This window comes from Salipiger sp. D13 (assembly GCF_003703915.1).
Classification (GTDB): Bacteria; Pseudomonadota; Alphaproteobacteria; order Rhodobacterales; family Rhodobacteraceae; genus Salipiger; species Salipiger profundus.
On record NZ_ML112595.1, the window covers coordinates 18,103 to 44,345 of the forward strand.

The following is a 26,243-nucleotide window of genomic DNA, read 5'->3' on the forward strand; positions in this document are numbered from 1 at the left end:
GCATCGCCCCCGGCCTTTCGCATTGGTGTCCGGCGCAGAGAGGGCGACGCGGCGCCCCTGCCCCCCCTTGTCAGTAGTGGATCGCGCGGCCCCAGGCGTCGAGCACGCTCTCGTGCATCATCTCCGACAGGGTCGGGTGCGGGAAGACGGTGTTCATCAGGTCTTCCTCGGTGGTCTCGAGCTGACGGCCCACCACGTAACCCTGGATCAGCTCGGTGACTTCCGCGCCGACCATGTGGGCGCCGAGCAGCGCGCCGGTCTTCTCGTCGAAGACGGTCTTGACCATGCCCTCGGGCTCGCCGAGCGCGATGGCCTTGCCGTTGCCGATGAAGGGGAAGCGGCCCACCTTGATCTTGTAGCCGGCCTCCTTCGCCTGCGCCTCGGTCATGCCGACGCTGGCCACCTGCGGGTGGCAGTAGGTGCAGCCCGCGATGCTATCGGGATCGACCGCATGCGGGTGACCGCCGGCAATCAGCTCCGCAACCATGACACCCTCGTGGCTGGCCTTGTGGGCGAGCCACGGCGCGCCGGCCACGTCGCCGATGGCGTAGATGCCCTCGACGCCGGTGCGGCACATCGGGTCGGTGACGACATGGGTCTTCTCGACCTTCACGCCGACCTCCTCGAGGCCAAGCCCCTCGACGTTGCCGACGATGCCCACCGCCGAGATCACCGTGTCGAACTCTTCGGTGGTGGTCTTGCCGTTCTGCTCGATGTGGGCCGTCACCTTGCCCTTGCCCCGGTCGAGCTGCTTGACCATCGTCTTCTCGCGGATCTTGAGACCCTGTTTCTCGAACTGCTTCTTGGCGAATTTCGAGATTTCCTCGTCTTCCACCGGCAGGATGCGGTCCATGACCTCGACCACCGTCGTGTCGGCACCGAGCGTGTGGTAGAAGCTGGCGAACTCGATGCCGATGGCGCCCGAGCCGATCACCAGCAGTTTCTTCGGCATCCGCTTGGGCTCCAGCGCCGCCTTGTAGGTCCACACGAGGTCGCCGTCGGCCTCGAGGCCGGGCAGCTCGCGGGCGCGGGCGCCGGTCGCCACGACGATGTTCTTCGCCGTCAGCTCTTCGGTGCCCTTCTCGGTCTTCACCGAGACCTTGCCCTTCCCGGTGATCGTGGCGTCGCCCATCATCGAGGTCACCTTGTTCTTCTTCAGAAGATGGGTGACGCCCGAGTTGAGCTGCTTGGCCACGCCGCGCGAGCGCTTGACCACCGCGTCGAGGTCGAAGTCGATCTTTTCCGCCGACAGGCCGTATTCCTTGGCCCGGTGCATGTAGTGGAAGATCTCGGAAGTGCGCAGCAGCGCCTTGGTCGGAATGCAGCCCCAGTTGAGGCAGATGCCGCCCATGTGCTCACGCTCGACGCAGGCCACCTTGAGCCCGAGCTGCGCGCCGCGGATGGCGGCGACGTAGCCCCCGGGTCCGGCACCGATGACGATCATGTCGAAGCTTTGCGAAGCCATGGCTCTCTCCGTCCGTGTCGAATTAGTTTGGCATTAAACCATTTTCCGCAACGCTTCAACGACAAGCGCGCGCAGCGGTTGGCTTTCTTCGTTCAGGGCCCGGGCTGGGCTCGGCCCGTGCATGCAAAAAAGACCCGAACGAGCCATGCCCGCCGGGTCTTCCGCGTTCGGGGTCAACGTCTTGCGAAGGATTACGCCGCCTCGGTCTGAAGCTTGCGCAGCGTCGCGCCGTAGCCGCCGCCCTCGACGAAGGCCTGCTCGGCCGATGTGCTCGCGCGATCGAGCGCCGCGTTGCGGGTCGGGAAGCGACCGAAGTCGCGGATGACCTCGCGGTGGGCGCGTGCGTGCAGCAGGTTCGATGCACCGGTCTCGGGCATGCGCTCCTTGATCAGGCGGATGCAGCGGTCCTGGTCCGAGAGGTTCTCGGAATGCATGAGCGGCAGGTAGAAGAACTGGCGCGCCGGCTCGTCGATCTTGAGATCCCAGCCCCGCCAGATCGCCTGCTTCGCCGCTGCCATCGCCACCTCGTCGGACGAGAACGCCTTGCCCGACCCGCGGAACATGTTGCGCGGGAACTGGTCCACCAGGATGATGTAGGCCAGCGCACCGCTCGGGTAGGTCAGCCAGAGGCCGAAGTTCCCCTCCATCGCCGCGTCCCACGTCTCTTCAAATTCGCTCCGGATGCGCGCATCGAGCGCGTCGTCCTGAGCGTACCACTTTTCCGGCGCGACCTCGTCGAGCCAGAACGCCAGAATTTCCTCGGGCCCCTTCATGGCCTCCCGCTCCTTTCAGCTGCGCCCAACGGCAAACGTCAGGAAAATGTTACCTAGACCTTGGAGACGAACAAAAGTCACGAATTCTGTCAATTACGACATTCCTCCAGCGACCCTTTTCCGCCGATCAGTCATAGTTTCCGGTCTGACGACGCTCGGCTTCCGCCTCGGCCTCGGCTTCGGCGGCCTCGATCGCCTCGATGGCGATCTCCTGCGCGGCCTCCAGCGCGACCGGCGTCGCGGTCGGCGACATGGCGGTGTAGGCGCTGGTTTCGTCCACGGTCGGCGCCGGGCGACGGGTCATCCGGTAGACTGCGTAGGCCGAAAGGCTGAGCATCAGCACCGCGATCAGCATGAAGAAGCCGCCCGGCCCCACCCGCTCGATGGCGAAGCCGGTGATGATCGGGCCGGCGATGGCGCCAACGCCGTTCACGAAGAGCAGCCCGGCCGAGGCCGCCGCCATGTTGTCGAGGTCGAGGAAGTCGTTCGTATAGGCAATCAGCAGCGAATAAAGCGGGTTGGCCGCGCCGCCGATCAGGAAGGCCGCGACGAGCAGGACCGGGAAGCTGTCGGTCATCATCACGCCGAGCACGGCCGCGAGGCCGCCAACCAGCGACACGCCTGCGGCAAGCTGGCGCCGGTCCATCCGGTCCGACAGCCACCCCAGCGGATACTGCGTGACCAGCGCCCCGACGAAGAAGGCCGCCACGAACATCGAGATCTGTTGCAGCTTGAGCCCCGCTTCGGTCGCAAAGACCGGCGCCATGCCGAACTGCGCCGCGAACACACCGCCCAGCAGGAACATGCCCACCACGCCCAGCGGCGAGGCGGCGTAGAGTTCGCGCAGGCTCATCCGCTTGGTCGTGCCGAAGGCGGGCGTCGGAGAGATCGACAACAGGATCGGCGCGAAGGCCACCGAGACCAGCACCGACGGGATCACGAAGAGCAGGTAGCCCGACGGGTCGGGGATCAGCAGCATCGCCTGCGCCGAGATGATGCCCAGCATCTGCACGATCATGTAGAGCGACAGCGCCTGGCCGCGCGATTCGTTGGACGAGGCGTTGTTCAACCAGCTTTCGGCGGTCACGTAGACGCCGCAGTAGCAAAAGCCGATGACCATGCGCTCGACCGTCCATGCCACCGGGTGCGGAAAGGCGGGATAGAGGATCAGCACCGCCGAGACGAAGGAGCCCAGCGCCGCGAAGACCCGGACGTGGCCGACCCGGCGGATCATGCCGGGCGTCACCCGCGACGCGACAAGGAAGCCGGCGAAGTAGCCCGACATCACCACAGACATCTCGAACGCCGAGAAGCCGGCGATGCCGCCACGCACGCCGAGAAGCGAGCCCTGCAGGCCGTTGCCCAGCATCAGAAGCATCATGCCCAGAAGCAGGGCCCAGGATTGTCTCAGGACGTCGATCATCTCTCGCTCCCTCTTCGTTTCCGCGCCCTTACCGCGCAGAGTCGTCGCGGACAGCCCTGCCTGCACCCTTCGGTCATGGCAAGCCCCTCGTTCGAAATGTGGCAACTTACAGAGTTTCGAGCGCCGCCGGGCAGACCGCCCGCTCACCCCCAGGTTGCCGGGGTCCACATGGCTCTCTTTCGAGCAGGGGCAATCCTGCACCCATCTGAAGAGAATGGCTCAGGGCGGAACGACGACCTGAGCGGGGTGGCATTTTCCCCGGACATCGCGAATCCCGTTGTTTTACCTAGGAAATGGAAATCAGACGTTTACGAACGAAAATTGCGTGAACGCAGCAATGCGGCACAAAAAAATAAAGATAAAATATTCATGTTTTTGCGGGAGATTAACTCATTCCGTGATCCCCTCCGGAGCAATTACGGCAAATTGGCCGCAAATTCGCCCTGTTTCGCAAGCCTCATGAAATCTCGGCACGGACAAGATCCACCCGGGGCGCGGGACCGCCCCTCCTGAAAAGGAAGGTCCGAGAATGAGGAGCAAGACACACGCAAAGACCGGCCTGGCGCGTTTCCGCGACGACGAGTCCGGCACCTTTACCATCGAGGTGGTCATCTGGTCGCCCCTGCTGATCGGCTGCCTCCTGCTGATCATCGATTTCAGCTACCTGATGATGATCAATGCCGAGATGTGGCACGCCAGCCGCGACACCGCCCGCGCGGTCTCGATCCACCGCATCACCCCCGACGAGGCCGAGGCCTACCTGCGCGACCAGCTCGTCTTCCAGCGCGACGATTACGACATCGAGGTGCGGACCACGTCGGCCGACGTCGTGGCACGGGTGAGCCTCGACGCCGCGAGCGCCGCGCTCACACCGATCATCGGACAGTACGTCATGGGCGACATCGGCGCGCAGGTCGCCATGCTGCGGGAGCCGGAGTGATGCCGATCCTGCTTACAAGGGCAACGCGGTTGCTGCGCACCGAAGATGGCAGCGGGACGCTCGCGAGCCTCTTCATCCTTACCGCCTGCCTTGCCCTCGGCGGCGCTGCCGTCGACATCGGGAACGGCCTGAGGGTTCGCGAGGTTCTGCAGGCCAATGCCGAGAGCGCCGCGCTCAGCGCCGCGGTGCGCGCCTCCGAGCCGGTCGAGGGCGACAGCCCCGCGCAGGTCGCCCGGCGCATCGCGACGGCCGGGCTTGCCCCGGCCGGCCTGACCGACGCGTGGCATCACGAAAGCTTCGAGCTGGGCACGGTCGATCCGGTGACCCGAAGCTTCGTGCCCCTGCCCGATCTCGTCGATGACCAGCTCGCGGACGCGGTGCGCGTGACGCTGAACCGCACGGACCGCCGCGGCAACCCGGAGCCGCTGCTGTTTTCGCACCTGCTGGGTCACGCGCCCTGGAACATCAGCGGCCGCGCCGTGGCGCAGATCCGCACCCGCGCGGCGCTCGATTGCCCAGAGCCGCTGCTGTCGCTGCAGACCCGGGTCGATGTCTCGACCCGCAATGTCTTCCTTGGCGTCTGCCTCTACGCCAACGCGACGGTTGACTACGGCACCGAGCCAGCGTGGAAGAGCGCCGACACCGACTTCGTGCTCAACAAGCTGGTGGCCGGCGGGCTCGGCCTTCCGGATCTCGACCTCTTCGGCGTCACGCGCCCCCTTCAGGCCGACGACGTCGAAAGGATCGCCAAGGCCGCGAGCTCCAACGTCAGCCTGAACGACCTCGACGACATCTCGGTCGTGAGCAACGGCAGCCTCTACGTGCGCTGCGACGAGAACGAGGTGCTGCGCCTCGGCGATGGCTTCGTGGTCGAGAACGCCGCGCTCTATTCCGAGTGCCCCGTGCGCTTCGAGGGCGAGGTGTCGCTGAACGCGAGCCTTGTCGTTGGCAACCTGACATCGCTGCTGGAAGACCTTCACACGGTCGACGTGACCCCGGATGCGATCCTCACCGGCTCCCCGGACTGCGCGCCGGGCGACGGGGTGCAGGTGCTGCTCTTCGCCGATCTCGACGCGGTGGCGGGCATTCCGGCGCTGGTGTCGGCCGACTCGCCGTTGGGGCAATACATCGACGAGACCATCGAGGGCACCGGCGGCGTTGTGTCCGACACGCTCGACATGCTCGGCGGTCTCGTCAACCCGCTGGTCGAGGAGGTCTCGGACATCACGACCGATCTGCAGATGCTGCCGATCTGTCTCAACGCGCGGACGATGCTGAACTCCGACACGGTGGTGTTGCGCTAGGCGCAGGTCACGGGATCAGCAGCGATGCGTCGCCGTAGGAGAAGAAGCGGTAGCGCTCGGCGATGGCATGGGCATAGACCCGCATCATCCGCTCGCGCCCCATCAGGGCCGAGACCAGCATCATCAGCGTCGACTTCGGCAGGTGGAAGTTGGTCATCAGCGCATCGGTGACGCGGAAGGCGAAGCCGGGATAGATGAAGATGTCGGTCACCCCCTGCCACGGCGCGATGGTGCCGGTCTCGCGCGCCGCCGTCTCGATCAGGCGCAGCGCGGTGGTGCCGACCGGGATGACCCGCCCGCCGGCGGCCTTGGTCGCGGCGATCTCGGCGGCGGCGGTGTCGGTGACCTCGCCCCATTCGCCGTGCATCTTGTGGGCGGTCACGTCATCGACCTTGACCGGAAGGAAGGTGCCGGCGCCCACGTGCAGCGTCACCTTGGAAAAGGTCACGCCTTGGGCCTCGAGCGCGGCGAGCAGCGGCGCGTCGAAGTGCAGGCTCGCCGTCGGGGCGGCCACCGCACCCGAGCGCTCGGCCCAGACGGTCTGGTAGTCTTCCTTGTCGCGCGCGTCGGCAGCGCGCTTGGCGGCGATGTAGGGCGGCAGCGGCATGGCACCGGCCTCGGCCAGCGCGGCGTCGAAATCCTCGCCGGCAAGGTTGAAGCGGAACAGGCCCTGCCCCTCCTCGCGCGCCTCGAGCACCGCCGAGAGCCGGTCGGAGAACACCACCGTCTCGCCCTCGCGCAGCTTCTTTAGCGGCTTCACCAGCGCCGCCCAGCAGCCGTCTGCGCGCGGCTCGAGCAGCGTCAGCTCGATCTGGGCCTGCGTGGTGCCCTGCGCACCATCGCGGGTCCGGGTGCCCGAAAGCCGCGCCGGGATCACCCGCGTGTCGTTCAGCACCAGCCGGTCGCCGGGGCGTAGCCAGTCGGTCAGGTCGCGCACGATGGCGTCTTGGATGCGGTCGCCGTCGGCCACCAGCAGGCGCGCCGAGGACCGCGGGCTGGCGGGCCGGGTCGCGATGAGATCCTCGGGCAGGTCGAAATCGAAATCGCTGAGTTTCATGCGGTCCTTCGCCTCTTCGGGGGCGTTACTGGCTGACGGTGGGGGGCGGACGGCGGAAGATGTCACGGAACATGCCGGGAGTGAAGACCGAAAGCGGGTTCACCGAGACCCCGGGATCCGCGACCGGCCCGGCGAGGTTGAAGTTGAACCCGATGAGCCCCTCGCCCTTGCGCGAGAACAGCCGCCCGATGCCGTTCAGGATGTAGACCGGAGACAGCACGCCCTGCATGTCCATCGTCTTGTCGCGCAGGTTGAAGTAGCCGTCGAGCGAGATGCCCATCGACGGCCCGACGGCGCTCGAGCGGCGCAGGATCACCTGCGTCGGGGTCAGGCGGAAGCGGGCCTCGACTTCCGAGAAGAAGATGCCGGGGCCGTTCAGCTCGTCGATCAGCCCAACGATCGAAACCGCGTCGAGCAGCCCGGTGATCGCCGGCGCGTCCTGCAGGCGGGCGCCGTTGATGGCGAGCGCCCCGTCGTAGCTGCCCGGCGCGCCCCGCACCGGGATCAGGGTCAGGTCGAAGGTGCCGTCCTGCACGTTGCGGAAGATGCCCGCCCCTTCGAGCACGTCACCCGCGTCGCGGCTGCGGATGCGTACGGCGGTGCTGCCGTTCTGCGGCACGAGGGTGCCGCCCACCGGCGCGGTGCCGCCAACGTCGCCGGTGAAATCGCCGTTGATCCCGCCCGCGGTCGAGAAGTCGCCGGCGAAGTCCGAGACCCAGATCGTGTCGCTCACCTGCAGCCGGTCCATCCGCACCGAGATCGGCCCGCCGCCGCCCGCGCCGCCTCCGCCGGTGCCGAACGGCGCGCGGCGCATGTCGAGCAGCGCCCCCGAAAGCGCCACTGCAGGCGCCCGGCCCTGCCCGCGCGCGCTGAGCACCGCCGCCCCGTCGAGCCAGCCGCCGACCTTAAGCCGGGGCAGCTCGAGCCGCGAGAACTTGCCGTTCGCGTCGAGTGTCACCGTGCCACTGGTGTCGAGCCCGTTGCCCGACAGCGCCAGCCGGTCCACGGTCACCGGCTTTCCGAGGCTCCCGGAGATCTCGAAACGCCCGGTCTGCCTCTGCGACAGCCGCCAGCCGATCTGCGGCAGCGACAGCCCCACCCCGGCGAGCGACGATGTGAGCGAGAAGCGCGGCGGTGCGCCCTTGTCGAGCGCAATGCTGAGCGCGCCGGTGCCGCGCCCGGAAATCGTGCCGTCTGCGAGCGTCACGCCGAGCGCCTCGACCACGGGCTGCGACAGGGCGACCTGCCCCTCGACCCGGCTGCCCTCGCCGGGGATGAGCGACTGCTCCCACCGGCCGTCGAAGGGGATGCCGGACATGTCGGCCGTGCCGCTGATGACGAGCCGGTCGTCGTCGAGATCAAGCGCCAGCCGGTCGGCCGAAAGCGTCCGGCCGGGCACCACCTCCGTGCTGGAAAAGCCCTGCACGGTGCCGGTTGCCGTGACCGTCATTTCCTCGCGCTGGACGCCCTTCTTCAGCGGCAGCTCGATGCGCCCCTCGACCGAGACCGCCCCCTCGCCGAGCGCCACCGGCTTGTTCGCTTTCTGCATGACCTCGAGCTTGGGGCTGTCGAGATAGGAGAGCGCCGCGACCAGCGGGCCGCTTGCCCTGAGCGAGACCTCGCCGCGCGCCGGGCGCTCACGCATGTCGGGGATGACGAAGGTGGTGCCCGTCGCGTCGAGCGACCCGCCCTCGGGCGGCACCGCACGGCCCCGGTCGACCGCCACGGCGAAGCGATGGTCGTAGATCGTCATCTGCCCGTCGGCATCGACGAGGCGCGGCAGGTGCCGCGCGTAGGTCAGCGACACGTCCTGCACCCGCGCATCGATATAGGGCTCGAGCGTACCCCCGGGTGCCAGCCGAAGTGAAAGGATGCCGTCGCGAATTTCCCCGGCGTGGATGTTGTCGACCACCCACTTGCGCTGCTTCGGCGCGATGCGCTCGGGCCAATAGGCCAGCAGCCCGTCCTTGTCGATCCTTGCGAGCTGGCCGTCGACCGCCAGCCGCCAGCCCTCGGGATCGGCGGCAAGCATCCCAGACAGCCGCAGCGGCAGCGACGGGTCCGAGACCCGCAGCCGCCCGAGCTCGAAGCGGAACGGCTCGAAGTCGAGCTGCCAGTCCACCTCGGCCCCGTCGAGCGCGAGCGGACGGTCAAGAAAGCCCTCGGGGTCGGCCTCGAAGCGCGAGACCCGGAACTGCCCGGTCATGCTGCGCGGCCAGCCGTCCGAGGCCTCGCGCAGGATCGCCCGCCCGTCCGCGAGGATCGTGCCGACGGCGCTTCGCACCGAGATCTCGTCGAAGGTGAGCGTCGCGCTGCCGGGACTGTAGGAGAAATACGTCCGCGCCAGGTCAAAGGGGATCGGCTGGGTGCGGGTGTTGGGCTGAAGCACGCCCGCGCCGATGCGCAGCGTGGCATTGAGCGCGCCAAGCTGGCCGTCTTCGGTCATCGAACCGCGCAGCGCCCCCGAGATCGGCGCCCGCAGCCCGTGCAGCCAGGCAAGCGCCGGGCTCTGCGTGGCGATGTCCTGCGCATCGAGCCCTTCGAGCGCCATGCCGAAATCGGCGCTGGTCTCACCGATGCGGCTCTCGGCGTTCAGCTCGAGCGTCGCCGCGGTGTCGCCCCGCCCGAGCAGCGCCACGTCGCCGGCCAGCCGCAGCGCGCCGTCCTCGCGGGTGAGCGACAGCCGGCCGCCGTCGGCGGTCCAGCCGCGCCCGGCGCGCACGTCCTCGTAGCGGATGGTCAGCGCCTCGGCCTCGACCGAGCGCAGGCCGGCCAGCTGTGGCCGCGCAAAGGCACCGTCGATCAGGCCGATCAGCGTCGGCAGGTCCGGCATCGGCGCGTCCGAGTCGAAAACGTCGCCGAGCGCCAGCCCGAGCTTGCCGTGGGCATCGCGTCGCAGCGCCAGCATCGCGCCGGTGAGCCGCGCCCGGCGCAGCACCACCTCGCCGCGCAGCAGTGCCGAGGGCGAGAAGCCCGCCTCGATGTCCGAGAGCGTTGCAACCTGCGCGCCGGTGTCCGAGCGGATGTCGACGTCGGTGAGCGCAACATGGGCCAGCCCGTCGGGATCGACCAGCAGGCGCATGTCGCCGAAGCTGATGTCGAGCGCCGGCACCGCCTCGGCGAGCCGCTGCTCGATTCGCACCCGCACCCAGTCGGGCGCCGAGATCGGCCGCCCGAGCATCGACCACGCGCCCCCCGCCAGCAGCAGGAGCACAACCGCCAGCACGGCGAGAATGCCGCCCAGCCAGCGCCGCTTGCGTCCGCGCGGCGCAGACGGGGTGCCGGGCTCTGCAGAGCCGTCTTCGGTTTTCGCCTCGTCGCTCACGGCCCGCGCGTGCCCATCCTTGCGTTCTTTGCTTTGTCGTCCCGGCGTTCTACACCCTTGGGTGAGTTTTGAGAAACCCGACGATGGAGCACATCATGACCGACACCGCCCCCGACTTCACCCTGCCCGCCACCACCGGCGAGGACGTGACCCTCTCGGCGCTGAAGCCCGCGCCGGTCGTGCTGTTCTTCTACCCGCGTGACGACACCTCGGGCTGCACCAAGGAGAACGAGGAATTCTCGGCCCTACTGCCAGAGTTCGAGGCCGCTGGCATCAAGGTCTTCGGCATCTCCAAGGACAGCCTCGCGAGCCATGAGAAGTTCATGAAGAAGAAGGACCTGACCGTGCCGCTGCTGTCCGACGAGGGCTCGGAGGTCTGCGAGTCCTTCGACGTCTGGAAGGAAAAGAGCATGTACGGGAAAAAGTTCATGGGGATCGAGCGCAGCACCTTCCTCATCGACGGCAGTGGCGCCATCGCGAAGGAGTGGCGCAAGGTGAAGGTGCCCGGTCACGCCGCCGAAGTGCTGGAAGCCGCCCGCGCGCTCTGATCTACGGCCCCCGGAACGCAGCGGCGGCCCCGGGGCCGCATGACGAGAGGGAGTGCAGCGCCATGATGACGCTGAGCGAGATGGCGGTGGACGTCCTGACCACCGCTGACGGCCGGGAAAAGACCGCGAAGTCGCACGCCCACGCCGCGGCGTGGCGCGCAGCGCGCGAGGCCGGCACGCCGATCGAAATCGGCAGCGCGAGCCCGCCGCTGCGGCCCTCGCGCCCCGACCGGCCGGAGCTTCTGGACCCGCGCGAGGTGCCCAAGCGCAAGCCCGGCTCGCCGCAGGGGCGCATCGCGCTGCTGCACGCGGTGGCGCATATCGAGCTGAACGCCGTCGACCTTCACTGGGACATCATCGCGCGCTTCACCGAGGTGCCCTTTCCTCCCGGCTTCTACGACGACTGGGTGCGCGCCGCCGACGAGGAATCGAAGCATTTCAACCTGATGTGCGACTGTCTCGAGGAACTGGGCAGCCACTACGGCGCCCTGCCCGCCCACGCCGGCATGTGGCGCGCCGCCGAGGATACCGCCGACGACCTGATGGGGCGGCTCGCCGTGGTGCCGATGGTGCTCGAGGCGCGCGGGCTCGACGTGACGCCGGGTATGATCGATCTCTTTCGCAAGGCCGGCGTCGACAGCGCCGTCGCCGCGCTCGAGACGATCTACGCCGAAGAGGTCGGCCATGTCGCCTATGGCTCGAAGTGGTTCCACTTCCTGTGCGGCCGCCACGAACTCGACCCGCGCGACGTCTTTCATTCGCTTGTGCGCAAATATTTCCACGGCGCCCTGAAGCCGCCCTTCAACGACGAGAAACGCGCCGAGGCCGGCCTGCCGCTGGATTTCTACTGGCCGCTTGCCGAAGAAAGCGGCAAGGCCTGACACGATCGCCGGCCCTGAACCCATTGGGGTCGGCGAATTTTCGCCAATAGAGCGTGTTTTCGCCGCATCGGGCAGCAACTTCGCCCAAAATCGTTGCGAAAATGTCAATCTCTGGGGTAAGTCCCTCGGCATGGTGCCGGATGTAGGGGATACGAGCACCGAATTTGGGACGGGAACAAAGGAACGTCAGGTGAGAACGCGTCTCGCGATCAGAACCCATGCGCTTTTGGAGCGCTTTTTTCCGGAACGTCGGCTTTTTCTGAAATCGGATACCGACACGCGCTTCATCCGGCTTCGCTCGGAGACGCAGGCGCTCGCGTTCGCCGGGAGCGCCTTGCTGGTGGCCTGGGCGATCATCGCCACCGCCATCCTGCTGATGGACAGCATCAGCGCCGGCAACTTCCGCGATCAGGCCCGCCGTGACCAGATCACCTATCAGCGCCGCCTCAACGAGCTGTCGCAGGAACGCGACGCCCGCGCCGCCGATGCGCTCGCCGCGCAGGAACGCTTCAACACGGCGCTCGCACAGGTCTCGGCAATGCAGTCGAAGCTGCTCGACTCCGAGACCCGGCGCCGCGAGCTCGAGACCGGCATCGACGTCATCCAGACGACGCTGCGCGACACCATGAAGGAGCGCGAGACCGTCAGCGCCCGGCTTGCCACGCTGCAGAGCCAGATCGAGAGCGGCGGCACGCAGGTCGCCGGTGGCGGCGACGGCGACGGCACGCTCGACCTGCTGGCCGAGGCGCTCGCCCGCACCGCCGAGGAGCGCGACCAGGTGGTCGCCGACGCGCAGGACGCGCTGGTCCGCGCCGACGACATGGCCACCGAGCTGCGCCTGATGGAAGAGAAGAACGACCGCATCTTCCGCCAGCTCGAAGAGGCGATGACCGTCTCGGTCAAGCCGCTCGACAAGATGTTCACCGCAGCCGGCATGGACCCCGACCGCATCATCAACCAGGTGCGCAAGGGCTATTCCGGCCAGGGCGGCCCGCTGACCCCGCTGACCTTCTCGACCCGCGGCGAAGAGCCCTCGGCCGAGTTGGAGCGCGCCAACCGCATCCTCGGCGATCTCGACCGGCTCAACATGTATCGCATCGCCGCCGAGAAGCTGCCCTTTGCCACGCCGCTCAAGGACGCCTTCCGCTTCACCAGCGGCTTCGGCCGGCGCTGGGGGCGGCTGCACGCCGGCACGGATTTCGCCGCGCCGCACGGCACGCCGATCTATTCCACCGCCGACGGCACCGTGATCCACGCGGGGTGGATGTCGGGATACGGGCGACTGGTAAAGATCAAGCATGAATTCGGCATCGAGACCCGCTACGCGCATATGTCCAAAATCCGCGTCAAGGTCGGTCAAAAGGTATCGCGCGGGGATCGTGTTGGTGATATGGGAAATACCGGACGGTCGACCGGGACGCACCTCCACTACGAGGTTCGCGTCGGAGGAGAGCCCGTGAATCCCATGACCTACATCAAGGCTGCAAACGATGTTTTCTAAGAGCAAGATCAACGAGCCCGGTCCCAAGGCCGACGATTCCGCACCGAAGCCCGCCGCCGAGGCGCCGCGCCAGTCGAACCAGGAATACAAGCCGTCGACCCCGCCCAAGGCGAAGCCGCCGGCCTCGGTGCTTTCGAGCGATCTGCACATCACCGGCAACCTGCGCACCACCGGCGACATCCAAGTCGAAGGCACGGTCGAGGGCGACATCCGCGCCCACCTGCTGACCATCGGCGAAAGTGCCACGATCAAGGGCGAAGTCATCGCCGATGACGTGGTGATCAACGGTCGCATCGTCGGCCGCGTGCGTGGCCTCAAGGTCCGCCTGACCGCCACCGCGCGCGTCGAGGGCGACATCATCCACAAGACCATCGCTATAGAGAGCGGCGCCCATTTCGAAGGCTCCGTGCAGCGCCAGGACGACCCGCTGTCGACCCGTGGCAAGGGCGGCCAGCAGCAGCCGCAACAGCAGGCCCAGCCCGCGCCGCAGCAGCCGAAACCGGCGCAGGCCTCGGGTGGCCAGTCCAACGGCTGACCTCCTTCACGGGACACGGTCACAGTATTATCGGCAAACGCCGGGCCTCGTGCCCGGCGTTTTTGTTTGCGTCGTTGAGGCGTAGCGCTTCCCGTGGCCGCCGATGGGGGATGCGGACCGCTCAAGGCCGCCGAATTGCGAACCTCGACAGAGGGAGCCAAACCCCAGCGGCCCGACTGCCGCGCCGAGGGACATTCGCTTGTTCAGCCATGGAGAAGCGCTTGCCCCCTCCTGGCGGGTTGGTCAGGCTGCCGTGCAGCACCTGGACCGGCAGCACCCCTGCCCTGGCTCAGCCGAACAGCGCCTTGCGCAGCATGTTCAGCGCGACGAGGATCAGGAAGACACCGAACAGCCGCTTGAGCGGCGCCGGGTTCATCGCGTGGGCCAGCTTCACGCCCAGCGGCGCCGTCAGCGTGGTCATCGCGATGACCACGAGAAAGGCCGGGATGTTCACCGCGCCCAGCGTCAGCGGCGGGCGCGAGTCCGGCGCCACGTCGAGGAACAGGAAGCCCACCGCCGAGGGCACCGCGATCAGCAGTCCGAAGCCCGCCGCGGTGGCCACCGCACGGTGAATCGGCACATTGTGCAGGCTCATCAGCGGCACGCCGAAGCTGCCGCCGCCGATCCCCATCAGCACCGACAGGAAGCCGACCAGCGGTGAGAAGACGTATTGCTTGCCGCCCGACGGCATCTCGTCGGCGATGCGCCAGGTGTTGCGCCCGAAGATCATGTAGATGCCGATCACCAGCCCCAGACCGCCGAAGATCGCCTGCAGCGTGGCCGAGCGCAGCGCCGAGGCCGCGAGCACGCCCACCAGCGCACCGATCACGATGCCCGGCGCCCAGCCCTTGAGGATGTCCCAGTCGACGGCGCCCTTGCGGTTGTGGCTCAGCACCGACCGGATCGAGGTCACGATGATCGTCGCGAGCGATGTCGCAAGGCAGACCTGCATGAGCTGCGGCCCCGACAGCCCCAGAAGCTGGAAGGTGTAGAAGAACGACGGCACCAGCACGATGCCGCCCCCCACGCCCAGAAGCCCCGCCAGCACGCCCGCGGCGCCCCCGATCACGATCAGGAAGGCGAGCAGTTCCAGCAGAAGGGTCATGTCGATGTCGGGCATCGGGATCTCCGGTCGTTGGGCGCGCGGTCAGCCGCGCCGGGAAAGGGTGTCGGACAGCGCCATGAAGGCCGCCGCCACGTGGCTGCGCATCTGCCGCCGCGTGGTCTCGGCGTCATGCGCGAGAATGGCCTCGGCGATCGCACGATGCTCGGCCTTGGACGCGGCAAGCCGGCCGCTGTCCTCGTGGAAGTTCGCCGCGCGCCAGGACAGCGTGCGCAGGTTCATGTCCTCGAGCGTCGCCGCGAGCATCGCGTTGCGCGCACCGGTCTTGATGATATCGTGAAACCGCGCGTTCACCTCGGCGTAGACCACGGGATCATCGCAGCCTTCGCCCTCGTCGAGCACGGCGACAAGCCGGCGGCGCTCGATCTCGGACATCCGCTGCGCCGCGAGCGCGGCAAGGCCGCTCTCGATCTCGCCCGCCGCCTCGAAGAGCTCGGCAAGGTCCTCGGGGGCCATGCGCCGCACGACGACGGCACGACGCGCCCCGCGCTCGGCGAGGTTCGCCTGCTCGAGCCGCTGCAGTGCTTCGCGGACGGGGGTGCGGGACACGCCGAACTGTTCGGCCAGCGTGGTCTCGACAAGCGGTGCCCCCGGCGCCATCCGCCCGGCGATGATGTCATCGACAAGCGTCGTGTAGATCGTCTCGGCGGTTCGGGTGCTCACCTTGCTCACTCATCAACTGTGTCGACTTTGTTCTTGCATATGTATACATATCTATGCAAGTTGAATTCACCGCTACACGTAGCAGACGGAGGGCGGGGCTCTCGGGATTGCCTAGTCAATCGCCACCACTCACGGACCCGCCCTGCCCTCCGAATTTATCAGGACCGTTTCTCATGTTCGACTTCTTCTCAGCCCGGCGCCCCAGCACGCTTGCGTCCGAGGCCATGATCGCCACTTCGCACCCGCTGTCCACCGCCGCCGGGCTCGAGATCCTTTCCGCCGGCGGCAACGCCGTCGACGCGGCGATCTGTGCCGTCTCGGTGCAATGCGTGGTCGATCCGCTCATGACCGGCATCGGCGGCGACTGTTTCGCGCTCTACGCCCCGAAGGGCGGCAAGGTGAAGGCGCTCAACGGCTCGGGCCGTGCCCCCGCCGGCGCCACGATCGAGGCGCTGCGGGGCGCCGGGCTTTCCGACGAGATCCCGCAGACCAGCCCGCACGCCGTGACCATCCCCGGCGCCATCTCGGCCTGGTGCCGGCTGCACGCCGACCACGGGTCGATGCCGCTCGACCGGCTCTTCGCCCGCGCCATCGGCTACGCCGAGAACGGTTTTCCGGTGACACCGCGTGTCGCCATGGACTGGGCCGAGACCGCCGAACTGGTGGGCCGTGACGAACATGCCGCCAAGCTCTTCCTGCCCGGTGGCCGCGCCCCCTCGGTCGGCGAGACCCGCAGCCAGCCGCTGCTCGCCGCGCGCCTGCGCGAGATCGCCGCGAAAGGCGCCGCCGGGTTCTACGAGGGCGACACCGCCGCGAAGATGGCCGCGCACCTGCAATCGCTCGGCGGGCTCCAGACCGAGGAAGATTTCCACGAGGGCCTCGACCAGGCGCATTGGGTCGATCCGATCTCGACCTCCTACGGCGGTCACGACGTGCTGGAATGCCCCCCCAACGGCCAGGGGCTCGCGGCGCTGCTGATCCTGCGGATCCTGTCGAAATTCGACCTGAAGGGCGGGCTGTCCGAGGCCGACCGCATCCACCTGCACGCCGAGGCGACGAAGATCGCCTATCACCACCGCGACGCGCTGATCGGCGATCCCGCCGCCTGCCCCGGCGTGGCCGAGACGCTGCTGTCCGACGCGGTGGTCGACACGCTCGCAGCGCGCATCGACATGTCCCGCGCGGGCACGCCGGCGCTCTGGGACGAGCCCGAGCACAAGGACACGATCTATCTCAGCGTCGTCGACCGCGACGGCAACGCGATCTCCTTTATCAACTCGATCTTCCACGGCTTCGGTTCTACCCGGCTCGACCCGCAAACCGGCGTGCTGTTCCACTCGCGTGGCTCTTCGTTCCGGCTGATCGACGGCCACCCCAATGCCATCGCGCCCGGCAAGCGGCCGATGCACACGATCATTCCGGGGATGCTTTGCAAGGACGGTGCCGCGGTCATGCCCTTCGGCGTGATGGGCGGCCAGTACCAGGCGGCGGGCCAGGCGGCGTTCCTGTCGGGTGTGCTGGATCTCGGGATGGACCTGCAGGCGGCGATGGACGCGCCGCGCAGCTTCGCCTTCGGCGGCGAACTGCAGATCGAACCGGCAGTCTCCGAGGCCGCCCGTGTCGATCTGGCAGCGCGCGGTCACAAGCTGCACGTGATGCATAGCCCGCTCGGCGGCAGCCAGGCGATCCGCATCAACCCGGAGACCGGCGTGCTGACCGGCGGCAGCGACACTCGCAAGGACGGCATGGCGCTCGGCTTCTGATCCGCGCGGAGGGTGGCTTAAAACCCCACCCTGCGGCGCCGGCACTTCGGGCCAGTGGTTGCGTCCGGTGAACCACAACAGCGCGGCGAGCTTTCGCCGAGCTTTTTCGTTGCCGAGAGCCGCTCGATCAGGGCGCAGCGCGAGGCCGGCCCTCCCCGCCGACCGCAAAACGAAAAAGGCGCCGCGGTTTCCCGCGACGCCTTTCGTTTCGATCCGGCCGGACCTCAGTGCGCAACCGCACCCGAGGCCGTGTCGTCGCCCTTGCGCAGGGCCGCGGCGGCCTCTTCGGCCTCCTCGTCCCATTCCACCGCTTCGGGCTTGCCGATCAGCGCGATGTCGAGCACCTCGGAGACGTGCTTGACGGGGATGATTTCCAGCCCCTCCTTCACGTTGTCGGGCAGCTCGGCAAGGTCCTTCTCGTTCTCCTCGGGAATGAGAACGGTCTTGATCCCGCCCCGCAGCGCCGCGAGCAGCTTCTCCTTGAGGCCACCGATGGCCGAGGCGTTGCCGCGCAGCGTGACCTCGCCGGTCATGGCGATGTCCTTGCGCACCGGCAGCCCGGTCAGCACCGAGACGATCGCCGTCACCATGGCCAGACCCGCCGAGGGGCCGTCCTTGGGCGTCGCGCCGTCGGGCACGTGGACGTGGATGTCCCACTTGTCGAAGCGCGGCGGCTTGACGCCGATCTGCGGAGAGATCGAGCGCACGTAGCTCTGTGCCGCCTCGATGGACTCCTTCATCACGTCGCCCAGCTTGCCGGTGGTCTTCATCCGACCCTTGCCCGGCAGACGCAGCGCCTCGATCTGCAGCAGGTCGCCACCAACCGAGGTGTAGGCAAGCCCTGTGACCACGCCGACCTGGCTTTCCTCTTCGGCAAGACCGTAGCGGTATTTCCGCACGCCGAGGAAGTCGTCGAGGTTGTCGCGGGTCACCGTGACCTCGGTTGCCTCCTTCTTGACGATCTTCGTCACCGCCTTGCGGGCGATGCGCGCGATCTCGCGTTCGAGGTTCCGCACGCCCGCCTCGCGGGTGTAGTAGCGGATGACGTCGATCAGCGCCTCGTCGGTCAGGGTGAACTCGCCCTTCTTGAGACCATGCGCCTTGATCTGCTTGTCGAGCAGGTGACGCTTGGCGATCTCGGCCTTCTCGTCCTCGGTGTAGCCCGAGAGCGGGATGATCTCCATCCGGTCGAGCAGCGGCCCCGGCATGTTGTAGCTGTTGGCCGTGGTCACGAACATCACGTTCGACAGGTCGTATTCGACCTCGAGGTAGTGGTCCACGAAGGTGCCGTTCTGCTCGGGGTCGAGCACTTCCAGCATCGCCGAGGCCGGGTCGCCACGGAAGTCCTGACCCATCTTGTCGATCTCGTCGAGCAGGATGAGCGGGTTCGTGGTCTTGGCCTTCTTCAGCGCCTGGATGATCTTGCCCGGCATCGAGCCGATGTAGGTCCGGCGGTGGCCGCGGATCTCGGACTCGTCACGCACACCACCCAGCGAGATGCGGATGAACTCGCGGCCCGTGGCCTTGGCCATCGACTTGCCCAGCGACGTCTTGCCGACGCCCGGAGGGCCGACGAGGCAGAGGATCGGGCCCTTGAGCTTCTGGCTGCGCGCCTGCACCGCGAGATACTCGACGATGCGCTCCTTGACCTTCTCGAGGCTGTAGTGGTCCTTGTCGAGCACGTCCTGCGCCCGGCCGAGGTCCTTCTTGACGCGGCTCTTCGTGCCCCACGGAATGCTGAGCATCCAGTCGAGGTAGTTGCGCACGACGGTCGCCTCGGCGGACATGGGGCTCATGTTCCGCAGCTTCTTGAGCTCGGCATCGGCCTTTTCGCGGGCCTCTTTCGAGAGCTTGGTGGCCTCGATCTTCTCGGCCAGCTCGTTGACCTCGTTCTGGCCGTCCTCGCCGTCGCCCAGCTCCTTCTGAATGGCCTTCATCTGCTCATTCAGGTAGTACTCGCGCTGGGTCTTCTCCATCTGGCTCTTGACGCGGGTCTTGATCTTCTTCTCGACCTGCAGCACCGAAAGCTCGCCCTGCATCAGGCCGTAGACCTTCTCGAGCCGCTCGGACGTCGCCAGCGTTTCCAGAAGCTCCTGCTTCTGCTCAACCTCGATGCCGAGATGCCCCGCGACGAGGTCGGCAAGCTTTGCCGGCTCGGTGGTCTCGGAGACCGCCGAAAGCGCCTCTTCGGGGATGTTCTTCTTGACCTTGGCGTAACGCTCGAACTCTTCGCCGACGGTGCGCACCAGCGCCTCGATCGCGGCCGGATCGCCGGGCATCTCCTCGACGTACTCGGCACGGGCCTCGAAGAAGGACTCGTTCTCGAGATACTCGGTGATCTTCACACGGCTCTGGCCCTCGACCAGCACCTTGACGGTGCCGTCGGGCAGCTTGAGCAGTTGCAGAACGTTCGCCAGCACGCCGGCACGGTAGATGCCGGAATTGTCTGGATCATCGACCGATGGGTCGATCTGGGCGGCAAGCAGGATCTGCTTGTCGTCCTGCATGACCTCCTCCAGCGCCTTCACCGACTTCTCGCGCCCCACGAAGAGCGGCACGATCATGTGCGGGAAAACGACGATGTCGCGCAGCGGCAGCACCGGGTAGGAGGAATTGAGAGCCTGTTGCATAAGCATTCCTTCGTCTTGGCAGGATGGCCCGGCCCCGGTTCTCCGGCAGCGCCCGCCATCCCCTGTCTCGGAAGTTAAGGTGGGGTCGTTCGACAACGAAATCAACCGCGCTGACCTTCGGTCGACACAACATGGAGAAGTCGTGCAACCCGCGCAAGCACCCGTCGGTGGGCCGGACGGCACAAGCGGCCCGGCCCCACGCACCGGCAGCGGGCCGGTGACGGCTCAGCCGTCGTCCTGCGGCTTCTGCGCGGCCTTCATGCGGGCGAGAAGCGCCGCCTTGTCGGTCTTTCCACCCTTGGCGGTCTTGCCCTTGGGCGCATCCTTGTGGCGGTCGTAGCGCGGCGCGTTGCTTCCGGGCCGCGCGCCGCCCGATTTCGAGTAATCCATGATCCGGCTCCTTGCCGAGTATGCGGGCCCCGCTTTTGCCGCAACCGCGGGGCCCGCGCAAGCGCCGGTGATTGCTCAGGCGGCTTCGTCTTCGAGGGTCGGGTAGTCGGTATAGCCCTCGGCCCCGCCACCGTAGAAGGTGTCCTGGTCGCCCTCGTTGAGCGGCGCCTCGCGCTGGAGGCGATCGACGAGGTCCGGGTTCGAGATGAACGGACGCCCGAAGGCCACCAGATCGGCCGAGCCGCTCTTGACCGCGGTGATCGCCATGTCGCGATCATAGCCGTTGTTGGCCATGTAGGGGCCGGTGAAGAGACCGCGCAGCTGGTCGATGCTCTGGCCTTCCTCAAGCTCGCGCGAGCCGCCCGTCGCGCCCTCGATCATGTGGAGATAGGACAGACCGTAGGCGTTCAGGCGCGGCACGATGTACTCGAAATCGGCCTGCGGGTCGGCATCGTCGATGCCGTTCGCCGGCGAGAAGGGCGACAGGCGCAGGCCGGTGCGTCCGCCACCGACTTCCTCGGTCACGGCGTCGAGCACCTCGAAGAGGAACCGGGCCCGGTTCTCGACCGACCCGCCGTAGTCGTCCTCGCGCTGGTTGGCACCGGTCTTGAGGAACTGGTCGATCAGGTAGCCATTCGCGCCGTGGACCTCGACGCCGTCGAAGCCCGCCTCGATGGCGCGACGCGCGGCCTTGCGGAAGTCCTCGACCGTGGCGGCGATCTCCTCGAGGGTCAGCGCGCGCGGCTCGGAGGTGTCCTCGAAGCCGTTCTGCGTGAAGGTCTTCACGCCGGCCGGGATGGCCGAGGGCGCGACCGGGGCCTGCCCGCCGGGCTGCAGCGACGTGTGCGAGATGCGGCCGACGTGCCAGAGCTGCACGACGATCTTGCCGCCGGCCTCGTGCACGACGTCGGTCACGCGCTTCCATGCCGCGACCTGCGCATCGCTGTGAATGCCGGGGGTCTGGATGTAGCCCTTGCCCACGGGCGAGATCTGCGTGGCCTCGGTGATGATGAGGCCCGCGCCAGCGCGCTGGCGGTAGTATTCGACGTGCAGGTCGTTCACCACGCCGGTCTCGTCATCGGCGCGGTTGCGGGTGAGCGGGGCCATGACGACGCGGTTCGCAAGCGACAGCGTGCCGGCGGTATAGGGTGTGAAGAGTTCTTCGGTCATGAGAGATCCTTTCCTTGGCTCCGTCCCCTGAGGGCCGGAGCGTCGAGGCTAGAGGTAAGCTCTCGCCGCAGCGCCGCAAAGGGTGCGCGCCCTGCAATGCCGCACACTCGGACTTGCGTTGTCGCACGGAACCCTTTCGGGCAGCTTCAGAGCGGCTCGATATCGCCCTCGGCACGGCCCGCGTGGAAAGCGGCCTCCCATGCGGCAAAGCGGCCCTCGGCGATGGCGTCGCGCATCCCCTGCATGATCTCCTGGAAGTAATGCAGGTTGTGCCAGGTCAGCAGCATCCCCGAGATCATCTCGTGCGAGCGGTAGACGTGGTGCAGGTAAGCGCGAGAATAGCCCGTGCAGGCCGGGCAGGAACAGTGCTCGTCGAGCGGGCGCGGATCGTCGGCGTGACGGGCATTCTTGATGTTGACCACGCCGCGGCGGGTAAACGCCTGCCCCGTGCGCCCCGAGCGGGTCGGCAGCACGCAGTCCATCATGTCGATGCCCCGCTTGACCGCACCGACGATGTCGTCGGGCTTGCCGACGCCCATCAGGTAGCGCGGCTTGTCCTCGGGCAGCATCCCCGGCGCGAAGTCGAGGCAGTCGAACATCGCCTTCTGCCCCTCGCCCACCGCGAGGCCGCCCACCGCGTAGCCGTCGAAACCGATCGACCTCAGCGCCTCGGCGCTTTCCTCGCGCAGGTCGCGCTCGAGCCCGCCCTGCTGGATGCCGAAGAGCATGTGCCCGGGCCGGTCGCCGAAGGCGTCGCGCGAGCGCTGCGCCCAGCGCATCGACAGCCGCATGCTCTCTTCCAGCCGCTTGCGGTCGGCGGGCAGCGCAGGGCATTCGTCGAAGCACATCACGATGTCCGAACCCAGCAGCCGCTGGATCTCCATCGACCGCTCGGGGCTCAGCTCGTGCTTCGAGCCGTCGACGTGGCTGCGGAAGGTCACCCCCTTCTCAGTGAGCTTGCGCAGGTCGGCGAGGCTCATGACCTGGAAACCGCCCGAGTCCGTGAGGATCGGCCTGTCCCAGTTCATGAACGCGTGCAGCCCGCCCAGCCGCGCGATGCGCTCCGCCGTGGGCCGCAGCATCAGGTGATAGGTGTTGCCGAGCAGGATGTCGGCGCCGGTGGCGCGCACGTTCTCGGGCAGCATCGCCTTGACGGTGCCGGCGGTGCCCACCGGCATGAAGGCCGGCGTGCGTATCTCGCCGCGCGGGGTGCGGATGACGCCGGTGCGCGCTGCGCCGTCGGTGGCGTTGAGAGTGAAGGAGGTGGTGCTCATGTGGTTCCTCTGCCCCAAAGCGCGATCTTTGCCAAGCCCGGGCCGCAGCCGACGCGGGGGCATCGCCACGAAATGCCGCGCATTGTAATTTTTGAGGGGCCGTTCACCTCTCTCCGCGATGCTGGCCCGGTCAGCCTTCAACCAGCATCGGAGACACGCAGAATGATCCGCCTCCTTGTCGTCGCGCTCGCCGCGATCCAGACCTTCGCCGGTCCCGCCGCCGACGCGGGTCCGCTTTTCGGCAGCGGCGCCCCGCGCGGCGACGGCCACCATGCAAGCCCCGCGCCGGGCTACAGCGGGCAGGTCTACGTCACGCCCGACGGCTGTACCTACTCGCGGGCGCAAGCAACCGGTTACCGCCCGACCTGGCATCTCATCCTCAACGGCGCCGCGGCGGGACTCACCGATGCGCACCGGCGCTGCCCGAGCATGCTCGGGGACTACCAGCGCCTCTGAGCGCGGGCGGCGGCGCTGCACCACTTGTCGCGAAACCGCAGCGGCCCGATTGCGCAACGCCGGGACACGCGCCAATCTGGCGCTCATGGACGACGGAAAGACCCGCGCGGCATGAGCGACGACGGCGACACCCCCCGCGACAGGCGGCCGACATGGCCCGGCGGCATTTCGGCCGTGCTGACCCAGATGGAGGGGCGGCGCGATGCGCTGACCTGTGCGGAGGGAGAGGCTCCGCCCCCGGCGGATCTCGACCTTGCCCTGCTTGCCGCGCAGACCGTCACCGACCCCGACCAAGACCCGGCCGAGGCGCCGCCCTTCCGGTCGTCCTACCACCGCAAGCGGCACGCGCTGCGCAAGGAACTGGTCGGGCAGAGCGAGCTGGTGTTCCTCAACGGGCTGCTGATCGCGCATCTGCGCAAGCGGAGCTTTCCGTCCCACCTGCCCGCGCTGTTCCACCGGCTGTGGGCGGAACAGGGCGCGCATCTGATCGAGCGGCTCGACCAGCGCTGGCTGGTCTCGGCGGTCACCACCTTCGGCGATCATGGGCAGACGCCGGTGCAACGTTCGGTCGGACTGGCGCTCAACGTGCTCTTCGGCACCATGAAGCTCTACGAGACCGAGCGGCTCTATTCCGGCAGCCCCGCCGACCGTGCCTTTCCGCTCGACCGGAAGTCCCCCGGGCCGTTGCCGATGGAGATGGACGCCTATGCCATCGCCAGCGGCGGGCTCGACGTGAACATGATCGGCAGGCTCTGGACCGAGGCCGAGGGCGATGGGGTGATCCGGCCCCTTGCCCACCACCTGCTCGACCTGCTGATCCATGACGACCGGACGCTGTTTCGCCGCCTGAGGACCATGCGCAAGCGCAAGGCGCGCGTCGACGCCGGCAAGCGCGAGCGACCCACCCGCGCCGCGAACCCCGCGCCGGTGCCAGCGGGGCACCGCGCGCTCGGCCCCGACACGCTGCGCTGGGGGCTCGTCTCGACCATCCGCGCGCCGCTGCCGCAGATCGCGCGCTTCGCCGCGCATCACCTCGAGCTGGGCGCGACGGCGCTGCACGTCTACCTCGACGCTCCCGAAGCCGAGACGGCGCAGTTCCTCGCCCGCCACCCGCGCATCCACGTCACATGCTGCGATGCGGCGTGGTGGCAGGACACCGGCAAGACCCGCCCCGAAGCGCACCAGCTGCGGCAGACACATAACGCCACCCGCTGCCTGCGCGACGTGGCGGGCGCACTCGACTGGCTCGGCCATATCGACGCCGACGAGTTCCTGCTGCCCGACCGCCCCCTCGCCGAGATCCTCGCCGAGGTCTCCCCCCGCCACGCGCTCGCCCGCGTCGCCCCGGCCGAGGCGCTGGCCCGCGACCATGGCCTTCCCGCGCATTTCAAGCTCACGCATCACCATGCGGAGCAGCCGAAATCGGTGCTGCAGGAGATCTACCCGACCTTCGGCCTGCATCTCTACGGCGGCTTTCTCAGCCACACCTCCGGCAAGGTGTTCGCCCGCACCGGCATCCCCGAGACCCGCTTCGGCATCCACACGCTGAAATATCGCGGCGAGGATGCGACCAACCGGTCCCGGCTCTCGGACGTGCACCTGGCACATCTGCACGCGCCAAGCTGGGCGCAATTCCGCGATCATCTCGCCTTTCGCCGGGACAAGGGTTCGTATCGACCCCGCTCGGAGCGGATCGAGATGGGACAGGCCAACCTGATCGCCTTCCTCGCCGAGGAAGAGGGCGAGGCCGGTCTGCGGATGCTCTTCGACGAGGTCTGCGCCGACACGCCCGAGTTGCGCGCACGGCTCGCCGCTCATGACATGCTGCTGACACGGCCCTTCGATCCCGATGCCGCCGTGGCCCGCGTCTTCGGGACGCTGCCATGATCCGCTGGGGCACCGTCACCACCACCAATGCGCCGCTGCCCGAGATCCTCGACTTCGCGGCCTGGCACCTCGAACTGGGCGCGCACCGGGTCCATCTCTATCTCGACGAGGACATGCCCGAGGCGCAGGCGGTGCTCTCGGCCCACCCCAAGCTGCGGGTCATTCGCACGGATGATGCATGGTGGGCGCGGCGCAACGGCCGCCCGGCCAAGCACCAGGCCCGGCAGGGTTCCAACGCGCGCCACGCCAACAACCGACATGCGAACAAGGACCGGCCCGAGGTCGACTGGCTCGCCCATATCGACACCGACGAATTCCTGCTGCCCGCGCAGCCGGTGGCCGAGACGCTCGCCGCCCTGCCCTCGGAGTGTCTCTGCGCGCGGGTCCGCCCGGTCGAGGCGCTGGCGGGCAGCGGCCCCGAGACGCTCTTCAAGGCGTTCCACGTCGATCAGGACAGGCGCCAGCGCGCCGCCGAAGCCTGCTTTCCCGACTGGGCGCAGCATCTCTCGGGCGGCTTCCTGAGCCACGTCGCGGGCAAGCTCTTCTTCCGGGCCGGCACGAAGGGGCTGCAGATCCGCATCCACAACGTGACGCGCGACGGTCTGCAGAACCCCGGCGAGGTGGCGCTCGACGGTATCGAGCTTGGCCACTTCCACGCCGCGGACTGGGACCGTTTCCTGAAGCTCTACCGGTTCCGGCTGGCGCGGGGCTCCTACCGGGCCGAACTGAAACCGCAGGCCCGGCGCGAGGGCGCGGTGAACCTGCACGCTCTTTTCGGACTGATCGAGCAGAGCGGCGGCGAGCCCGCACTGCGCGCCTTCTTTGACCAGGTCTGCACCGCGACGCCCGAACTGACCGGACGCCTCGAAGACCACGGGCTGCTGCGGCGGCGCCACATGGACCTGCCGGTCCTACGCGCGAAACACTTTCCACGGGCATGACAGCTCAGCAGATCATGGAATCCGAGGTATCAGGGCACCTTTGGGGCCCTCCGTGTCCCCGAGAACCCACGAATTCGCGTTCAAAATGCCGTGTTGATTGACCTTTCCCCGGTGATTCCGGTAAAAGCCGCCACATCGGGATCGCAGATGCCATGAAACGCAGGGCCGCACGGGCCCGATCCCCAACCAGATGA

21 protein-coding genes are annotated in these 26,243 nt (G+C 67.8%); 10 read left to right on the top strand and 11 right to left on the bottom strand.

Features of this window, described 5'->3' with window-relative positions; genetic code table 11:
- Window positions 1-70 precede the first annotated feature (70 nt).
- The 3 genes from lpdA to D6860_RS10850 all read right to left on the bottom strand — a co-directional run bounded on the left by lpdA (window position 71) and on the right by D6860_RS10850 (window position 3,661).
- Complete coding sequence (gene lpdA / locus D6860_RS10840) at window positions 71-1,465, bottom strand: dihydrolipoyl dehydrogenase (protein ID WP_076625058.1); 1,395 nt, start codon at window positions 1,463-1,465, stop codon at window positions 71-73.
- Between the two features lie 191 nt (window positions 1,466-1,656).
- Complete coding sequence (locus tag D6860_RS10845; RefSeq protein ID WP_017467825.1) at window positions 1,657-2,238, bottom strand: DUF924 family protein; 582 nt, start codon at window positions 2,236-2,238, stop codon at window positions 1,657-1,659.
- Window positions 2,239-2,365: 127 nt separating this feature from the next.
- On the bottom strand, window positions 2,366-3,661 hold the full coding sequence (locus D6860_RS10850; RefSeq protein WP_017467826.1) for an MFS transporter: 1,296 nt from the start codon (window positions 3,659-3,661) through the stop codon (window positions 2,366-2,368).
- Window positions 3,662-4,190: 529 nt separating this feature from the next.
- On the opposite strand from D6860_RS10850, the gene D6860_RS10855 reads away from it, so the two are divergent.
- Together D6860_RS10855 and D6860_RS10860 are read left to right on the top strand one after the other, a co-directional pair.
- Entirely contained in the window at window positions 4,191-4,601 is a 411-nt protein-coding gene (locus tag D6860_RS10855; RefSeq protein WP_076625059.1) for a TadE/TadG family type IV pilus assembly protein, read from the top strand.
- On the top strand, window positions 4,601-5,905 hold the full coding sequence (locus D6860_RS10860) for a Tad domain-containing protein (protein ID WP_076625060.1): 1,305 nt from the start codon (window positions 4,601-4,603) through the stop codon (window positions 5,903-5,905). Before D6860_RS10855 ends, D6860_RS10860 begins: the two co-directional genes overlap by 1 nt.
- 7 nt (window positions 5,906-5,912) lie before the next feature.
- Here D6860_RS10860 and queA read toward each other — a convergent pair whose 3' ends face one another.
- A complete protein-coding gene (gene queA / locus D6860_RS10865) occupies window positions 5,913-6,962 on the bottom strand; it encodes a tRNA preQ1(34) S-adenosylmethionine ribosyltransferase-isomerase QueA (RefSeq protein WP_076625061.1) in 1,050 nt (349 codons plus the stop codon).
- A 25-nt stretch (window positions 6,963-6,987) separates the two neighbouring features.
- Window positions 6,988-10,287, bottom strand: a complete 3,300-nt coding sequence (locus D6860_RS10870) for a YhdP family protein (RefSeq protein WP_076625062.1) — start codon at window positions 10,285-10,287, stop codon at window positions 6,988-6,990.
- A 95-nt stretch (window positions 10,288-10,382) separates the two neighbouring features.
- On the opposite strand from D6860_RS10870, the gene D6860_RS10875 reads away from it, so the two are divergent.
- The 4 genes from D6860_RS10875 (at window position 10,383) to D6860_RS10890 (ending at window position 13,752) form a co-directional block, all read left to right on the top strand.
- Window positions 10,383-10,835: a peroxiredoxin gene (locus tag D6860_RS10875; RefSeq protein WP_179949475.1), complete on the top strand. Its 453-nt coding sequence runs from the start codon at window positions 10,383-10,385 to the stop codon at window positions 10,833-10,835.
- A gap of 62 nt (window positions 10,836-10,897) precedes the next feature.
- Window positions 10,898-11,716, top strand: coding sequence for a ferritin-like domain-containing protein (locus D6860_RS10880; RefSeq protein ID WP_076625064.1), 819 nt, complete (start codon window positions 10,898-10,900; stop codon window positions 11,714-11,716).
- 190 nt (window positions 11,717-11,906) lie between these two features.
- Window positions 11,907-13,217: a M23 family metallopeptidase gene (locus D6860_RS10885; RefSeq protein ID WP_076625065.1), complete on the top strand. Its 1,311-nt coding sequence runs from the start codon at window positions 11,907-11,909 to the stop codon at window positions 13,215-13,217.
- Window positions 13,207-13,752 carry a bactofilin family protein gene (locus D6860_RS10890; protein WP_017468045.1) on the top strand — a complete coding sequence of 182 codons (546 nt, stop codon included), beginning with the start codon at window positions 13,207-13,209 and terminating at the stop codon, window positions 13,750-13,752. The genes D6860_RS10885 and D6860_RS10890 overlap by 11 nt, the downstream gene beginning before the upstream one ends.
- A 289-nt stretch (window positions 13,753-14,041) precedes the next feature.
- Here the strand turns inward: D6860_RS10890 and D6860_RS10895 are convergent, their stop codons facing one another.
- Window positions 14,042-14,872, bottom strand: a complete 831-nt coding sequence (locus D6860_RS10895; protein ID WP_076625066.1) for a sulfite exporter TauE/SafE family protein — start codon at window positions 14,870-14,872, stop codon at window positions 14,042-14,044.
- 27 nt (window positions 14,873-14,899) lie between these two features.
- Window positions 14,900-15,538 carry a GntR family transcriptional regulator gene (locus D6860_RS10900; protein ID WP_083697958.1) on the bottom strand — a complete coding sequence of 213 codons (639 nt, stop codon included), beginning with the start codon at window positions 15,536-15,538 and terminating at the stop codon, window positions 14,900-14,902.
- Between the two features lie 173 nt (window positions 15,539-15,711).
- Between D6860_RS10900 and D6860_RS10905 the strand changes: the two genes are divergently transcribed.
- Window positions 15,712-17,301, top strand: coding sequence for a gamma-glutamyltransferase family protein (locus tag D6860_RS10905; protein WP_076625068.1), 1,590 nt, complete (start codon window positions 15,712-15,714; stop codon window positions 17,299-17,301).
- 224 nt (window positions 17,302-17,525) lie between these two features.
- Here D6860_RS10905 and lon read toward each other — a convergent pair whose 3' ends face one another.
- The 4 genes from lon to tgt form a co-directional block, all read right to left on the bottom strand.
- Window positions 17,526-19,931 (bottom strand): endopeptidase La, encoded by a 2,406-nt coding sequence (lon, locus tag D6860_RS10910; protein WP_076625069.1) that lies wholly within the window; start codon window positions 19,929-19,931, stop codon window positions 17,526-17,528.
- A 225-nt stretch (window positions 19,932-20,156) separates the two neighbouring features.
- The gene (locus D6860_RS25250) at window positions 20,157-20,321 is read right to left on the bottom strand and encodes a hypothetical protein (RefSeq protein ID WP_017469019.1); all 165 of its coding nucleotides are present in this window, start codon (window positions 20,319-20,321) and stop codon (window positions 20,157-20,159) included.
- A 75-nt stretch (window positions 20,322-20,396) separates the two neighbouring features.
- Window positions 20,397-21,491 (bottom strand): alkene reductase, encoded by a 1,095-nt coding sequence (locus tag D6860_RS10915; protein ID WP_076625070.1) that lies wholly within the window; start codon window positions 21,489-21,491, stop codon window positions 20,397-20,399.
- A gap of 146 nt (window positions 21,492-21,637) precedes the next feature.
- Window positions 21,638-22,765, bottom strand: a complete 1,128-nt coding sequence (gene tgt / locus D6860_RS10920) for a tRNA guanosine(34) transglycosylase Tgt (protein WP_076625071.1) — start codon at window positions 22,763-22,765, stop codon at window positions 21,638-21,640.
- 162 nt (window positions 22,766-22,927) lie between these two features.
- On the opposite strand from tgt, the gene D6860_RS25475 reads away from it, so the two are divergent.
- The 3 genes from D6860_RS25475 to D6860_RS10935 all read left to right on the top strand — a co-directional run bounded on the left by D6860_RS25475 (window position 22,928) and on the right by D6860_RS10935 (window position 26,049).
- The gene (locus tag D6860_RS25475; RefSeq protein ID WP_076625072.1) at window positions 22,928-23,221 is read left to right on the top strand and encodes a hypothetical protein; all 294 of its coding nucleotides are present in this window, start codon (window positions 22,928-22,930) and stop codon (window positions 23,219-23,221) included.
- 111 nt (window positions 23,222-23,332) lie between these two features.
- A complete protein-coding gene (locus D6860_RS10930; RefSeq protein ID WP_076625073.1) occupies window positions 23,333-25,108 on the top strand; it encodes a glycosyltransferase family 2 protein in 1,776 nt (591 codons plus the stop codon).
- Window positions 25,105-26,049: a glycosyltransferase family 2 protein gene (locus D6860_RS10935; RefSeq protein WP_076625074.1), complete on the top strand. Its 945-nt coding sequence runs from the start codon at window positions 25,105-25,107 to the stop codon at window positions 26,047-26,049. The genes D6860_RS10930 and D6860_RS10935 overlap by 4 nt, the downstream gene beginning before the upstream one ends.
- The last annotated feature ends 194 nt before the right edge of the window (window positions 26,050-26,243 follow it).

Bases quoted from the DNA above. Each gene is read 5' to 3' on its own strand.
- lpdA (WP_076625058.1), bottom strand. From the start codon at position 1,465: ATGGCTTCGCAAAGCTTCGACATGATCGTCATCGGTGCCGGACCCGGG.
- D6860_RS10845 (WP_017467825.1), bottom strand. From the start codon at position 2,238: ATGAAGGGGCCCGAGGAAATTCTGGCGTTCTGGCTCGACGAGGTCGCG.
- D6860_RS10850 (WP_017467826.1), bottom strand. From the start codon at position 3,661: ATGATCGACGTCCTGAGACAATCCTGGGCCCTGCTTCTGGGCATGATG.
- D6860_RS10855 (WP_076625059.1), top strand. From the start codon at position 4,191: ATGAGGAGCAAGACACACGCAAAGACCGGCCTGGCGCGTTTCCGCGAC.
- D6860_RS10860 (WP_076625060.1), top strand. From the start codon at position 4,601: ATGCCGATCCTGCTTACAAGGGCAACGCGGTTGCTGCGCACCGAAGAT.
- queA (WP_076625061.1), bottom strand. From the start codon at position 6,962: ATGAAACTCAGCGATTTCGATTTCGACCTGCCCGAGGATCTCATCGCG.
- D6860_RS10875 (WP_179949475.1), top strand. From the start codon at position 10,383: ATGACCGACACCGCCCCCGACTTCACCCTGCCCGCCACCACCGGCGAG.
- D6860_RS10880 (WP_076625064.1), top strand. From the start codon at position 10,898: ATGATGACGCTGAGCGAGATGGCGGTGGACGTCCTGACCACCGCTGAC.
- D6860_RS10890 (WP_017468045.1), top strand. From the start codon at position 13,207: ATGTTTTCTAAGAGCAAGATCAACGAGCCCGGTCCCAAGGCCGACGAT.
- D6860_RS10895 (WP_076625066.1), bottom strand. From the start codon at position 14,872: ATGCCCGACATCGACATGACCCTTCTGCTGGAACTGCTCGCCTTCCTG.
- D6860_RS10905 (WP_076625068.1), top strand. From the start codon at position 15,712: ATGTTCGACTTCTTCTCAGCCCGGCGCCCCAGCACGCTTGCGTCCGAG.
- lon (WP_076625069.1), bottom strand. From the start codon at position 19,931: ATGCAACAGGCTCTCAATTCCTCCTACCCGGTGCTGCCGCTGCGCGAC.
- D6860_RS25250 (WP_017469019.1), bottom strand. From the start codon at position 20,321: ATGGATTACTCGAAATCGGGCGGCGCGCGGCCCGGAAGCAACGCGCCG.
- D6860_RS10915 (WP_076625070.1), bottom strand. From the start codon at position 21,491: ATGACCGAAGAACTCTTCACACCCTATACCGCCGGCACGCTGTCGCTT.
- tgt (WP_076625071.1), bottom strand. From the start codon at position 22,765: ATGAGCACCACCTCCTTCACTCTCAACGCCACCGACGGCGCAGCGCGC.
- D6860_RS25475 (WP_076625072.1), top strand. From the start codon at position 22,928: ATGATCCGCCTCCTTGTCGTCGCGCTCGCCGCGATCCAGACCTTCGCC.
- D6860_RS10930 (WP_076625073.1), top strand. From the start codon at position 23,333: ATGAGCGACGACGGCGACACCCCCCGCGACAGGCGGCCGACATGGCCC.
- D6860_RS10935 (WP_076625074.1), top strand. From the start codon at position 25,105: ATGATCCGCTGGGGCACCGTCACCACCACCAATGCGCCGCTGCCCGAG.